11 protein-coding genes and 1 pseudogene are annotated in these 13,092 nt (G+C 52.8%); 6 read left to right on the forward strand and 6 right to left on the reverse strand.

Annotated elements, in window-relative coordinates:
• Positions 1–26 precede the first annotated feature (26 nt).
• Complete coding sequence (gene puuR, locus AC1DUO_RS12995) at positions 27–584, reverse strand: HTH-type transcriptional regulator PuuR (protein ID WP_013574900.1); 558 nt, start codon at positions 582–584, stop codon at positions 27–29.
• 4 nt (positions 585–588) lie between these two features.
• Entirely contained in the window at positions 589–1,392 is an 804-nt protein-coding gene (gene puuD, locus AC1DUO_RS13000) for a gamma-glutamyl-gamma-aminobutyrate hydrolase (protein WP_015689631.1), read from the reverse strand.
• A 373-nt stretch (positions 1,393–1,765) separates the two neighbouring features.
• Between puuD and AC1DUO_RS13005 the strand changes: the two genes are divergently transcribed.
• The gene (locus AC1DUO_RS13005; RefSeq protein ID WP_049804358.1) at positions 1,766–3,190 is read left to right on the forward strand and encodes a glutamine synthetase family protein; all 1,425 of its coding nucleotides are present in this window, start codon (positions 1,766–1,768) and stop codon (positions 3,188–3,190) included.
• A gap of 461 nt (positions 3,191–3,651) precedes the next feature.
• A complete protein-coding gene (locus AC1DUO_RS13010; protein WP_013574904.1) occupies positions 3,652–5,028 on the forward strand; it encodes an APC family permease in 1,377 nt (458 codons plus the stop codon).
• Between the two features lie 325 nt (positions 5,029–5,353).
• Here the strand turns inward: AC1DUO_RS13010 and AC1DUO_RS13015 are convergent, their stop codons facing one another.
• Positions 5,354–5,740, reverse strand: a complete 387-nt coding sequence (locus tag AC1DUO_RS13015; RefSeq protein ID WP_126124173.1) for a hypothetical protein — start codon at positions 5,738–5,740, stop codon at positions 5,354–5,356.
• Positions 5,712–7,139: an exodeoxyribonuclease I gene (gene sbcB / locus AC1DUO_RS13020; protein ID WP_013574905.1), complete on the reverse strand. Its 1,428-nt coding sequence runs from the start codon at positions 7,137–7,139 to the stop codon at positions 5,712–5,714. The genes AC1DUO_RS13015 and sbcB overlap by 29 nt, the downstream gene beginning before the upstream one ends.
• 237 nt (positions 7,140–7,376) lie before the next feature.
• On the opposite strand from sbcB, the gene AC1DUO_RS13025 reads away from it, so the two are divergent.
• The gene (locus AC1DUO_RS13025; RefSeq protein ID WP_013574906.1) at positions 7,377–8,474 is read left to right on the forward strand and encodes an FUSC family protein; all 1,098 of its coding nucleotides are present in this window, start codon (positions 7,377–7,379) and stop codon (positions 8,472–8,474) included.
• 167 nt (positions 8,475–8,641) lie between these two features.
• Positions 8,642–8,974 (forward strand): DUF496 family protein, encoded by a 333-nt coding sequence (locus AC1DUO_RS13030; RefSeq protein ID WP_477987556.1) that lies wholly within the window; start codon positions 8,642–8,644, stop codon positions 8,972–8,974.
• 63 nt (positions 8,975–9,037) lie between these two features.
• On the opposite strand, the gene AC1DUO_RS13035 is transcribed toward AC1DUO_RS13030, so the two are convergent.
• Positions 9,038–9,997 (reverse strand): D-2-hydroxyacid dehydrogenase family protein, encoded by a 960-nt coding sequence (locus AC1DUO_RS13035; protein ID WP_015689633.1) that lies wholly within the window; start codon positions 9,995–9,997, stop codon positions 9,038–9,040.
• Between the two features lie 200 nt (positions 9,998–10,197).
• The gene (locus AC1DUO_RS13040) at positions 10,198–11,301 is read right to left on the reverse strand and encodes an ABC transporter ATP-binding protein (RefSeq protein WP_015689634.1); all 1,104 of its coding nucleotides are present in this window, start codon (positions 11,299–11,301) and stop codon (positions 10,198–10,200) included.
• Positions 11,302–11,577: 276 nt separating this feature from the next.
• On the opposite strand from AC1DUO_RS13040, the gene AC1DUO_RS13045 reads away from it, so the two are divergent.
• Positions 11,578–12,804 carry an extracellular solute-binding protein gene (locus AC1DUO_RS13045; RefSeq protein WP_477987559.1) on the forward strand — a complete coding sequence of 409 codons (1,227 nt, stop codon included), beginning with the start codon at positions 11,578–11,580 and terminating at the stop codon, positions 12,802–12,804.
• 86 nt (positions 12,805–12,890) lie between these two features.
• Positions 12,891–13,092 (forward strand): annotated as a pseudogene (locus tag AC1DUO_RS13050) (sugar ABC transporter permease); the annotation flags it as partial.

The raw sequence follows: 13,092 nt of genomic DNA on the forward strand, positions 1-13,092 counted from the left end.
GTTGCCACGCCCGGAGCCGATGACAACTAGAAGGTATTAGGGGTATGCGCGCTGACAATCCTGCAAATCCGCGTCGAAATATTACTGAAACTATGAGGGTTCGCGGTGTTAATGGCATAACTTTGCCCCGCACGCAGCGGGTAACTCTGACCGTTGACGGTTAAGATGATTTCTCCTTCTAACAGGGTGCCGACTTCCTCACCCTGATGTTTGATTTTGTCACCTGTGGTGCTGCCGGGCTGATAGGTTTCCAGCAACATGGCAACGGTATGGTTTGGCGTGCCGTTGTGGACCATGCGCATGGACACGCCGCGGCTGCCGATTTCAATTAAATCCGCCGCATTAATCACGATACGCGGCGCGTTACTTTTATGTTCTTCGGCGAAAAACTCCGAAAGTGACAGCCCGTAAACCCGCAATAACTTTTGCAACGTACTGACGGCGGGGCTGACTTTATCCTGTTCGATGGTGCTGATGGCGCTGTGTGTCAGGCCAGACAACTCGGCGGCTTTGCGCTGTGACATCCCGAGTTGCTGGCGAATTTCAGAAAGCCGGCGACCAGGCGCCAGACTGACTTCGCTCATCCGTTTATTCCTCTCGTGCGCTCCGGGCCTGATGGCCCTTGCGACAGGCAGCGATAAAAGCGTTAAACAGCTGACGCGACACCGGGTCGGTCAGACTGTGCCATTCCGGATGCCACTGCACACCAAGGGCAAACGGATGATTGCGGACACTCACGGCTTCCACCAGATTGTCCGGTGCGCGTGCTTCCACGGTCAGTATGTCACCCAGACGGTTGGCTCCCTGACCGTGAAGGGAGTTCACCTGAAACTGCTGATAATCGGGTAATAATTCCGAAAGTAAGCCGCCCGGTTCGATATGTACCGGATGCACGAGATCATACTGATTGTCGTGCGGCAAGGTGGTGTCTTCGCGGTGATCCATATAGCCCGGCACGTCCTGCACTTTACGGTGCAAACTGCCGCCGGTGGCAACCACCAGTTCCTGCAATCCGCGACAGGCGGCGAACAACGGGATTTTTTTATCCAGCGTCGCGCGGATCAACTGCAAACTCAGGCGGTCACGGCCGGGATCGGCCTGCTCCTCGACACCTTCTTCACCGTACTGATGAGGCTCAATATTGCTGGGGCTGCCGGTGAGGAAGATGCCGTCGAGACCGCGCAGAATCTGGTCTATCGCGCCTTCGCGCGCTGCCAGTTCATGTGGCAGACAAACGGGAAGGGCATCGGCGTTGAAAATGGCGTCCAGATACTTTTCGTGGACAGTCAGGGCAGGATTTTCATCAACGATGTTTTTACACATGACTACCCCAATGACCGGTCTGTAGCGCGTCTCTTTTCCCGCAGATGCCGTGGAAAATATATTGCCCATAATACCGCCTCGTTGAGTAGATGAATTGGCTGACAGTACGTGCCTCCCCGCACGTTACTGCTCAGAATATTGACCTTATATTGACCAATTTAGCAGCGCTCAGGTCGCTTTTCAAACTGATATGTTGCGGTAATGTACATGTTGCAAATAATTAATGTTAAGGCTAGGGTTAATGATATGGCCGTTATTTTGAGCAATAAACGGTTTGAGCATAAAAGAGCTTTGAGTAAAAAACTGAGAGGATCCCCACTCCATGAGAGCACAGCGTTGAACAAAGTGATGACCCGGTAAAGATAACCGGCTGGCACCCTGTTGGAGCCTGATATGCCGGAAACCAGCAAATGGCGGAAAACCTATGCAAGCGACTGAACTGATGAATGAAATTAAGAAAGAGATTAGCGGGACCGAGCCCCTCGCTAAGCACGTTGAAGAGCGAAGTAGCGCGTTCCAGGATGAAGTATCCCAATACCTGGAGCGTCACCCGCAAACCCTTCACGTCGACGTCCTGCTCACCGATCTCAATGGCTCCTTCCGCGGCAAACGCGTTCCCGTCTCAGCACTCCGTAAACTCGAAAAAGGTTGTTATTTCCCGGCATCGGTCTTCGCCATGGACATTCTCGGTAATGTTGTGGAAGAAGCCGGACTAGGCCAGGAACTGGGCGAACCTGACCGCACCTGTGTGCCGGTTCCCGGAACCTTAACGCCATCGGCTTCCGACCCTGAACATACCGGCCAGTTGCTTCTGACCATGCTTGACGAAGATGGCACTCCCTTTAACGTTGAACCACGCAATGTGCTTAATCATATCTGGCAAACATTGCGCCAGCGGGGCCTGTTCCCGGTGGTAGCGGTAGAGCTGGAGTTCTATCTGCTCGACAGGCAGCGTGATGCGGAAGGCTATATTCAGCCACCCTGCACCCCGGGGACGCAGGAACGCAGCATGCATACTCAGGTTTACTCCGTCGATAATCTCGATCACTTTGCGGATGTGCTCAGTGACATTGATCGTCTGGCGCACATTCAGGGGTTACCTGCGGATGGCGCGGTGGCGGAATCTTCACCGGGCCAGTTCGAAATCAATCTGCACCACAGCGAAAATATTCTGCGCGCCTGTGATTACGCCCTGATGCTCAAACGTCTGGTGCGGCTGGTAGCTGAAAATCACGATATGGACGCCACCTTTATGGCGAAACCTTACGATGAATATGCGGGCAGCGGGATGCACATCCATCTCAGCGTGCTCGATGACAACGGTAAAAACCTGTTTGCCAATGCCAGTGGCGAAGATTCTGAACTGATGAAACGCGCGCTCGCTGGCATGATTGCACTGATGCCGGCCTCTATGGCGGTGCTGGCGCCAAACGTCAATTCCTTCCGCCGCTTCCAGCCGGGCATGTATGTGCCGACGCAGGCGTCGTGGGGGCACAATAACCGTACCGTTGCCCTGCGTGTTCCTTGCAGCGGAACCGCCGATCACCGCGTGGAATATCGCGTGGCCGGTGCCGATGCTAACCCGTATTTAGTGGTCGCCACCGTACTGGCGGGCATGCTGTATGGTCTGGACAACGATTTGCCATTACCCGAACCGGTCACCGGTAACGGTCTGGAACAGGAAGGTATTCCGCTGCCTATCCGCCAGAGCGATGCGCTGTATGATTTTGACGATCAGCCCGCGCTGAAGAAAATCCTCGGCGAACGTTTCTCACACGTCTATCACACCTGTAAATCCGATGAACTGTTGCAGTTCGAGAGAAGGGTGACGGAAACGGAGATAGACTGGATGCTCCGCAACGCGTAGCACGGTTAACGAATACGCGCATTATGTTCAATACTGGAAAAGAATTTGTAACGCAACGCCTGTGAATGTTGTCATTCATGCGTGATTTGTGCAAAATACGCCGCACTGCAGATAACCGACGCTTAAAGGCGCCGGTTATTTTTTTTGTATATGCAGTACCCAAACTAATTCAACAGAGGCCGGACCCAGATCCGGATAGATAACAAGGTTCGTGTGCGATCCCAAATTAAAAACGGTCGCCACTATGAGGAAATGTAATATGGGGCAATACTTCAAACCTGTACCGGTGCCTGCCGGTGCTTCTGTCAGCTGCGGTCACATTCGCACAGCCTTCACCTCCGCGTTCAGCGACGTGAAGATCTACCCCCCGTTTACTGGTAATAACTCCCGAAGTTTTCCCTGTACGTTGCTTTCAGAGGCGTTTAAGCGCCCGGTGTCTGCAATCCAGGGAGGGCTGAACCATGTCTGCTAATGCATCTGCCGCTCCGGCCACTCAGCGTGTACAACTGCGTAAAACCCTGACACTGGTTCAGGTTGTCATGATGGGGCTTGCCTATCTGCAACCGATGACCATTTTCGATACGTTCGGCATTGTTTCCGGCCTGACCGATGGTCACGTCGCGACAGCGTACATCTTCGCGCTGATCGCCGTTCTGTTTACTGCCGTGAGCTACGGCAAACTGGTGCAGCGTTTCCCGTCTGCCGGTTCTGCTTACACTTACGCGCAAAAAGCTATCAGCCCGCACGTCGGCTTTATGGTCGGCTGGTCATCACTGCTGGACTACCTGTTCATGCCGATGATCAACATCCTGCTGGCGAAAATCTATCTGGAAGCCATTTTCCCTGGCGTGCCGTCATGGATATTTGTGGTGGCGCTGGTCGGCATGATGACCGCCTTCAACCTGCGCGGCATCAAGATTGTGGCGAACCTGAACAGCATTATCGTTGTGGTGCAGGTGGCGATCATGGTGGTGTTCCTGGGTCTGTTAGTGCGTGGCGTTTATATGGGCGAGGGGATGGGTACGCTGGCAACCACTAAGCCGTTCTTCAGTGAAAATGCGCATGTAGTGCCGATGATTACCGGTGCGACCATTCTGTGCTTCTCATTCCTGGGCTTTGACGGTATCAGTTCACTGTCTGAAGAAACGCCAAACGCAGGCAAAGTCATTCCGAAAGCGATTTTCCTGACCGCGCTGATTGGCGGCATCATCTTCGTGGTGGTGTCTTACTTCCTGCAACTGTATTTCCCGGACATCTCGCGCTTTAAAGATCCGGACGCGTCTCAGCCTGAAATCATGCTGTACGTGGCAGGTAAGTTCTTCCAGTCCGTCATTCTGTGCTTCAGTTGTGTAACCGTTCTGGCATCAGGCATGGCCGCACATGCGGGTGTTTCCCGTCTGCTGTACGTAATGGGCCGCGATGGCGTGTTCCCGGAAAAACTGTTCGGTTACGTGCATCCGAAATGGCGTACCCCGACGTTCAACGTATTGCTGGTCGGTGTTGTGGCGATGTCTGCGATAACCTTTGATCTGGTGACAGCGACCGCGCTGATTAACTTCGGTGCGCTGGTGGCGTTCACCTTCGTGAACCTGTCGGTAATTTCACAGTTCTACATCCGTGAAAAACGTAACCGTACGCTGAAAGATCACATCAGTTACCTGATCCTGCCGGTGATTGGTGCGCTGACCGTCGGTGCGTTGTGGCTGAATCTGGAATCGAGTTCGATGACTCTGGGCTTAGTCTGGGGCGCGATTGGCCTCGGGTATCTGGCGTTCATCACCAATGCGTTTCGTAAGCAGCCTCCGCAGATGAGCGGTGAGATTGCGCCGGAAGCGTAATTTTTGCCCTTTGAAAAGGGCAGGAAACTTTCTTTGCAGAAAGGCCGCTGCAATGGCGGCTCTACTTTGCAGAGGTTGCTGTGATTGCGACTTTTCAAATCTGATCGAGAATATTTCGGTTTCTCACGAACGGTGATTATTGAATGTGTCGCGCCGAAACCGAACAAAGGGGGAAGTGCTTTCCCCCTTTGCATTCCCCCCGCTTTTTTCAACACGCGCTACCGCAGGCACGACGGACATATTTCCCGGCAACAGTGAGTGGCGTAAAATGTCATCGCTTCGCGATTCCCTCATTTCAGGTGTCGAGCCTTGGGTCTCGAACCGTTCATTCGGTGCCATTTTTGATCACGCCAATACACTTTTCTAAAAGATGAAAAACAATCCGACTTTGAATTTGAGATCGTGCGGGCGGTTCAGAAATCTTGCTGAACGGAGCGGCTTCGAGACCTGTGGCTCGAAGACCGAGAGAAGGAACCGCGCAGCGGCAAGATTTCCAGCCTGTCGCTGTGCTACCTGAAACATTGTGACCAGCGAAGCGCGCAGTGAAAAAAGCGAGGAGAGTCGAGAGAGGAAAAGCACTTTCCTCTCTCGTCGGTTTCGGCACAAAAAGCCGCATGGGAACTGCTTTTGAAAAACCGAAATTCTCACTATTCCGGAAGGGGTTGTTCGGGAATCCCCAAAAATTAACCCACCAGTTTCTTCCCGTATTCAAACAGCGCCTTGAGAAGCGCCATCTTCTCAACATCCCCCTCATGCAAGTTATAGAGCGATTCAAGCTCTAAAATGTACGCCTGCACACGCTCGTCCGTCAGTTTCTCCTGGCGATGCAACATCCAGCGTTTCTGTTCGGCATCGGTCAGCGTGGCAGGGTAGTTGCGGGCGCGGAAACGAAACAACAGCGGTTCGATGCGGGAATCATTAAAGGTCAGATCCAGCGCGGGAAGGTTCTCCGGACGGGTTTCCACAATGATGCGCATGGCCGCGCGATCGGCATCGCTGAAAAAACCGTCGTAAAGACGGGCGTCTACGTCATCGGAAGGCGTAAACGGCTCTGCTTCAGCAAACATCGTGACCACTTTCTCGCGCACCTGCGGGTTCTGACGCAGTAACTGCAAATTCTCAAGACAACGCTGACGGTCAATACCCAGCCGTTCGGCATTTTCCGGCAACAGTGTTTTGGCCGGTGCCAGCACCGGACATTTGTTGATGTGCACCAGCTTGACCGGCAACGGAGATTGCCCGGCCTGCAACGCCTCGCGGCGGCTGTACAGACGTTCGCGCATCTCATCAGGATTGAGATCTAACAGCGTCGACATATCACCGGCCAGATCGCACATGATCACGGCGTTCTTGTTTTCAGGATGCCACGCCAGTGGTGCGACCCACGCGGTATTCCCGCGTGCCGCGCCGAACATACCGGAAACATGCACCAGCGGGGCCATGGCAGGAATGTCGATCAGGGTATTGAGTTTATGTTTGCTGCGATGCTCGAGCAGGAAGCTGAACAAACGCGGTTGCGCCTGTTTCACCAGCTTTGCCATAGCGATAGTGGCGTAGACGTCGGCCATCGCGTCATGGGCATTTTCGTGTTCAATGCCGTTGGCTTTGGTCAGATGTTCCAGACGGAAGCTCGGAAAACCGTCATCATTTTCCGGCCAGTTGATGCCTTCCGGACGCAGTGCATAACAGGCGCGCATCACATCCAGCAAATCCCAGCGGGAATTGCCGTTCTGCCAGCTATAAGCATACGGATCGTGAAAGTTGCGATAAAGGATATTACGGCTCACTTCATCGTCGAAACGGATATTGTTATATCCGACAATGCAGGTGCCCGGTACGCTGAAAGCTTTATGGATTTGCGCGGTAAACTCTGCTTCGATCAGGCCGCGTTCCAGCGCCACTTGTGGCGTAATACCGGTGATCATCACCGCTTCAGGTTCAGGCAGATAATCGTCAGAAGGGCGGCAATAAATCACCAGCGGTTCTTCAATAATATTGAAATCTTCGTCAGTTCTCACCCCGGCAAATTGTGCCGGGCGATCCAGCGCCGGGTTTTTACCGAATGTCTCGTAATCATGAAAATAAAAAGTTTTTTGCGGCTTGTCTGACATGACGGAAATAACCTTAATCAGTGCGGAATGAATGAACTCGACGGCGACTAGGATACCATCCGCCACAATGAAGTCATGACAAAATGCGCAGGCATGGAACACATCATCAAAATCTGCCCGTTGTTCCGCAATACCGCACCGATCCCCCAAATCCCTGACAAAAACCAGGGTGATCCCCTCTGGTAACTCGGCTAAACTACCGCCTTCTTTGAATTTACGCCTTACGGCAGGCTCAACGTGCGTCTCGACAAGAAAATTTCTGCGCTGGATAACGTCATTTACCGTAATTACAGAATGACTCACGCCCTGCGGATCGCGGTGGCATTTATTCTGACATTCCTGATTGTCCGTCTGACGAAAATCCCCGAAGGTACCTGGCCGCTGATCACCCTGGTCGTGGTGATGGGACCGATGTCGTTTTGGGGAAACGTGCTTCAGCGCGTGCTGGAGCGCATTACCGGCACGGTATTGGGTTCCGTTTCCGGGCTGATTGCCTTATGGCTCGAGCTGTACTCTTTTCCGCTGATGCTGGTGTGGTGCGGAATTGTGATGTTTGTCAGCGGCTATCTGACCCTTGGCAAGCGTCCGTATATGGCGCTGCTGATCGGCATTACGCTGGCGGTGGTGTGTGGCGCAGGGCCGGGCGATATGAATACCGCGCTATGGCGTTCCGGCGATGTGATTTTCGGATCCCTGCTGGCGCTGCTTTTCGCCAGTATTTATCCGCAGCGCGCGTTTATTCACTGGCGCATGCAGATGGCCGATTACCTGATGTCGCTGAACAAACTCTACAGCGCGTGGTTATCGCCGAATATGCTCGAACGCCCGCATCTGCACGGTAAAATGAAAACGACAATGGGGCAGATGGTCAAGATGCGCGCTCTGTTCGCTCCCGCCAGTAAGGAATCGCATATTCCGCGTGAAGTGTTTGATGCGATCCAGACCCTGAGCCGTAATCTGTTGTGCACGCTGGAACTGCTGGCCGATGCCTACTGGAGTTCGCGCGAAAGCCATTTCCTGATGCTCAATGCCCGCACGCTGCGCAGTGCGCAACTGCTGATGCTCAATACGCTGGAAAAGCTCAGTCTGATGCTGATGAACGGCACGCGAGGCGACGAACTGACGATCAATCATCAGCTCAACGAATCTGCGGAAGAGCTGAAAGCGCTGATGGCGGAAATGAATGCAGCAAATCATCTGGAAGCGCAGGTGTATGGCTACGTGTGGCTGAGCTCACAGGTGGCGGAACAACTGCGGGCTATGGGCGACCTGATCACCATGACGATGCAAAAAGAAGACGCTCAAATAATCAGCGGTAAAACGCCGAAAGCATGAAGGGATTTTTGTCTGTGGCCTAAAACGGGTAAGATGGCGTTATTGGACGATTATCTGAGCGCGCAGCCCGATCTTTGCTACTCTTCTGCTAGCTGACAGTTAAGGCAGGACAAGCGGTTGCGACAAGTCAGTCACTGAATCTGTGTAACTTAATCGAAGGTGTTAAAATGGACAATATCAATAAGCCGAGTTTCCAGGACGTTCTGGAGTTTGTGCGCATTTTCCGTCGTAAAAACAAATTACAACGCGAAATTGCTGACAACGAAAAGAAAATCCGTGACAACCAGAAACGTGTTCTGCTGCTCGACAACCTGAGTGATTACATCAAACCAGGTATGAGCATCGACGAAATTCAGGCGATCATTGCCAGCATGCGCGGCGACTATGAAGATCGCGTTGATGATTACATCATCCGCAATGCGGACCTGTCGAAAGAACGTCGTGAAATGTCCAAAAAGCTGAAAGCAATGGGCGAAAYCAAAGCCAACGAAACCAAGTAGTTTCGTCGCGACCGAATACAAAAACCGGGTTGATGCCCGGTTTTTTTACGCCTGTTGTTTACCTTATTCCAAAACGCGTACCGGTTTTCCGGCCAGAAACGCCTGAATGTCTTCGACGGCTTCGGTGAAATACACCTGATAATTGCCGTCTGAAACGTAGCCCAGATGCGGCGTCGCCAGTACGTTGGGTTGCGTTCTGAAAGGATGATCTGCCGGCAGCGGCTCGACATCAAACACATCCAGTCCGGCACCGGCAATCACACCCTTTTGCAACGCACTGAGCAGGGCGGGCTGATCGACAATCGCGGCGCGCGAGGTATTAATCAGCAGGGCGGAGGGCTTCATCTGCGCCAGTTCCTGCGCACCCAGCAAGCCGCGCGTGCGTTCGCCGAGCACCAGATGAATGGACACCACATCGCTGGTTTGCAGTAATTCTTCTTTCGATGCGCAAAGTGTCACACCCTGTTCCGCCGCGCGTTCTGCGGTCAGGTTCTGGCTCCACGCACACACATCCATACCGAACGCCTGCGCGATATGTGCCATCTTCTGACCAATTTTTCCCAGTCCCARCAGACCAAGACGTTTGCCGCTCAGGCCAAAACCCAGCGTGCTTTGCCACGAGCCGTTGTGGCGAAACGCATTATTTTCAGTCATCAGATGCCGCGCCAGCCCGAGGATCAGTGCCCATGTCAGCTCAACCGGCGCAGACTGCCCGCTGCCGGTGCCACAGACTGTCACGCCATGCTTTTTCGCCGCCGCGAGATCTATTGAGGCATTGCGCATACCGGAGGTGATCAGCAGTTTCAGTTTGGGCAAACGGGTAAACAGCGCGGCGGTGAACGGTGTGCGTTCACGCATAATCACGACGATATCGGCGTCTTTCAGGGTTTCAGCGAGGGTATTTTCATCAGCAATATGTTCCGTCAGCGCCTGGCATTCCACCTGCGGTGCCAGTGAGCGCCAGTCAGCCAGCGAAAGGGAAACGTTCTGGTAATCATCAAGAATGCGGCATTGCAATGGCATGGGGATCCCTTATCTGAAAATCATGATAAAGAGATATAGCACTGAAACTGCCGGGAGGTGAAGTGTCCCGGTAAGCCCCTTTCCTTTATGCGGCGCAAAAGCCCTGCATAAAGGAAAGGGTGTAAATGAATCTGATGGGGGAAAGCCCTTTAGCGGGGAAAGTGCGGGAGGAGACCGCCGCAGCGGGCGGTCTGACAACATTAATGCAGATGTGAAAGGCTCGGTGCGCTGATGCGCATACCGTCTTCGCTGAATACCATGCAACGTTTAGCATCGAACCAGGTGGTCAGGCTCTGATAAGGATTGAACGCCATGTCGCCCGGCAGCAGCATTTTGAAACCGTCGGTGCCATAACACTGACCAAACAGATAGGTGCTGTTGCCCAGCCGTTCAACCACTTCGCAGTTAAATTCCAGCACGTTTTCAGTTTCCTGCGACAGCAGATGTTCAGGTCGGATGCCGAGCGTCACTTTAGCGCCTGCTGCCAGTTCGCTGGTGTTCAGCGCCAGCGTCAGCGTCTTCTCCGGCGTCAGGCGCACTTCGAGCCGCTCCGGCTGCCAGCTCAGCACCTCTGCAGGCAGAAAATTCATCTTCGGCGAGCCGATAAATCCGGCCACAAACTGATTCACCGGGTTGTAGTACAGATCCATCGGCGCGCCTGTCTGCTCGACTTTGCCGTAATTCATCACCACGATTTTATCGGCCAGCGTCATGGCTTCGGTCTGATCGTGCGTCACGTACACCATGGTGGTTTTCAGTTCCTGATGCAGCTTGGAAATGTGTAAACGCATATCCACCCGCAGCTCGGCATCCAGGTTAGACAGCGGTTCATCAAACATAAACACCTGCGGATTTCGCACAATCGCACGACCAATCGCGGTGCGCTGGCGCTGACCGCCGGAAAGCTGTTTCGGTTTTCTGTCCAGCAAATGAGAAAGTTGCAAGGTTTTGGCAACCATCTCCACCTGATGACGAATTTCCTCTTTCGGTACGCCGTTGACTTTTAGCCCGTAACCCATGTTTTCCGCAATGGTCATGTGCGGATACAGCGCGTAAGACTGAAACACCATCGCCACGCCACGCCGTGAAGGGTCGACGTCATTCACCCGTTGCTCGCCAATGTAAACGTCTCCTTCCGTAATATCTTCCAGCCCGGCAATCATGCGCAGAAGGGTGGATTTCCCGCACCCCGACGGCCCGACGAAAACGGTGAACTCGCCGTCTTCAATATCAATATTGATGCCATGCAACGTCACTGTTTTATCGAAACGCTTGACCACATTTTTAAGTCTGATGCTGGACATGTTTGACCTCATGAATAATTCATACCGCTGATGTTTCGGACTATAACCACCTTGTGTAAGCGTTTGCACAGGCGGGTTTGAATTTTGGAGAGAAGATCACACAATGCGCATCTTTTTGTAGTGATTTATGGTGTGTAAGTTTAACGTATAACATAGTTTTTAAGGCGACATTCATCATTGCTAAATCAGATTTTAAAGGGTTGTTTGTATAAAGTGTTGACTGACTGTCGTTACGTACCCTACAAAAATGTTATACCTTCACATTCAGGAGCGACAATGAAAATTACCCACCTTACTGCCCTGGTACTGATGTCATTAAGTCTCAGCAGCCAGGCCGTCCGGGCAGCAGAGGGACAGTTACTTGTCTGGGAAGATATTAAGAAATCTTCCGGTATTTCCGACGCGGTGAAAGATTTTGAAAAAGAGAACAACGTCAAAGTCGTGGTGCAGGAAACGCCTTATGCACAACAAACGGAGAAATTACGTCTGGATGGTCCGGCAGGTATCGGCCCCGACGTCGTCGTGATCCCCAATGATCAGCTGGGCACGGCAGTGGTACAGGGTTTACTGGCGCCACTGAATCTCGACAAAGCGTTTCTTGCGAGCTTTACGCCGCCAGCATTGAACGCCTTCCAGCTTAAAGGCCAGACCTATGGGGTGCCGAAAGCGGTGGAAACGCTGGTGCTGATTTACAACAAAGATTTACTGCCACAGGCACCGGCAACGCTCGACGAGTATTACACTTTCTCCAAAGCCGAAAGGGCGAAAGGTAAATATGGTCTGTTAGCCAAGTTTGACGAAGTGTATTACGCCTACGGCGCGATGGCCTCGATGGGCGGCTATATATTCGGTAAGGATGCTAAAGGCGAAATCAACGTCGAAGATATCGGCCTGAATAAACCGGGCAGCATTGAAGCCATTACTTACCTGAAGAAATTCTATGCCGACGGGTTATTCCCGGCAGGGATTGTCGGCGATAACGGCCTGAACGCCATCGACTCGCTGTTTACTGAAAAGAAAGCGGCTGCGGTGATCACCGGTCCCTGGGCCTTCCAGCCGTATGAAGCTGCTGGCATTAACTATGGCGTGAAAGCGCTGCCGCTGTTGCCAAACGGCAAACCGATGAGTTCTTTCCTCGGCGTAAAAGGTTATGCGGTTTCAACCTACAGCAAGCAAAAACCGCTGGCGGAAAAATTCATCACCTTCATCAACCAGCCGAAGTACGCCAAAGTGCGCTACGAAGTGACCAAGGAAATCCCGGCACTGACGGCGCTGGTTAATGATCCGATGATCAAAAATGATGAGAAAGCCAACGCGGTGGCCGAACAATCCACCCGCGCCACGGCGATGCCGGGTGTACCTGAAATGCAGGAAGTCTGGGGGCCTGCGAACAACGGCATCCAGTTGGGTGTGACTGGCAAACAGCCGGTTGATGCCGCGCTGAACGACGCGGTGAAAAATATCCAGATGCAAATAGAAGCGGCGAAAGYCAGCAACGAATAACCGGCAACGCCTGCTGAAACCCACGTATGTCTGACCGGAGGGAGTGATTTCACTCCCTCACCAGTGAAAGGAACATCTTTGTGTCTATGCGTCTTCATGAGGAAAACCAGGCGCCACTCTCTGCCAGCCACCATGCACCGGTGGCGCTGGCTGTGGCGCTGATCCCCGGTTTTGGGCAGTTTTATAACCGGCAATGGGCCAAGGGAATACTGTTTTTTATCATTCTTATTTGTTTCGCCGGCGTCTTCTATGATTTCCTGCGTCAGGGATTATGGGGTTTATATACAC

The sequence above is a fragment of the Rahnella sp. P4_A8 genome, from assembly GCF_056402435.1.

What these genes read in the sequence shown, in the direction of transcription:
- puuR (WP_013574900.1), bottom strand. Translation starts at nt 584, where the DNA reads ATGAGCGAAGTCAGTCTGGCGCCTGGTCGCCGGCTTTCTGAAATTCGC.
- puuD (WP_015689631.1), bottom strand. Translation starts at nt 1,392, where the DNA reads ATGGGCAATATATTTTCCACGGCATCTGCGGGAAAAGAGACGCGCTAC.
- AC1DUO_RS13005 (WP_049804358.1), top strand. Translation starts at nt 1,766, where the DNA reads ATGAATGAAATTAAGAAAGAGATTAGCGGGACCGAGCCCCTCGCTAAG.
- AC1DUO_RS13010 (WP_013574904.1), top strand. Translation starts at nt 3,652, where the DNA reads ATGTCTGCTAATGCATCTGCCGCTCCGGCCACTCAGCGTGTACAACTG.
- sbcB (WP_013574905.1), bottom strand. Translation starts at nt 7,139, where the DNA reads ATGTCAGACAAGCCGCAAAAAACTTTTTATTTTCATGATTACGAGACA.
- AC1DUO_RS13040 (WP_015689634.1), bottom strand. Translation starts at nt 11,301, where the DNA reads ATGTCCAGCATCAGACTTAAAAATGTGGTCAAGCGTTTCGATAAAACA.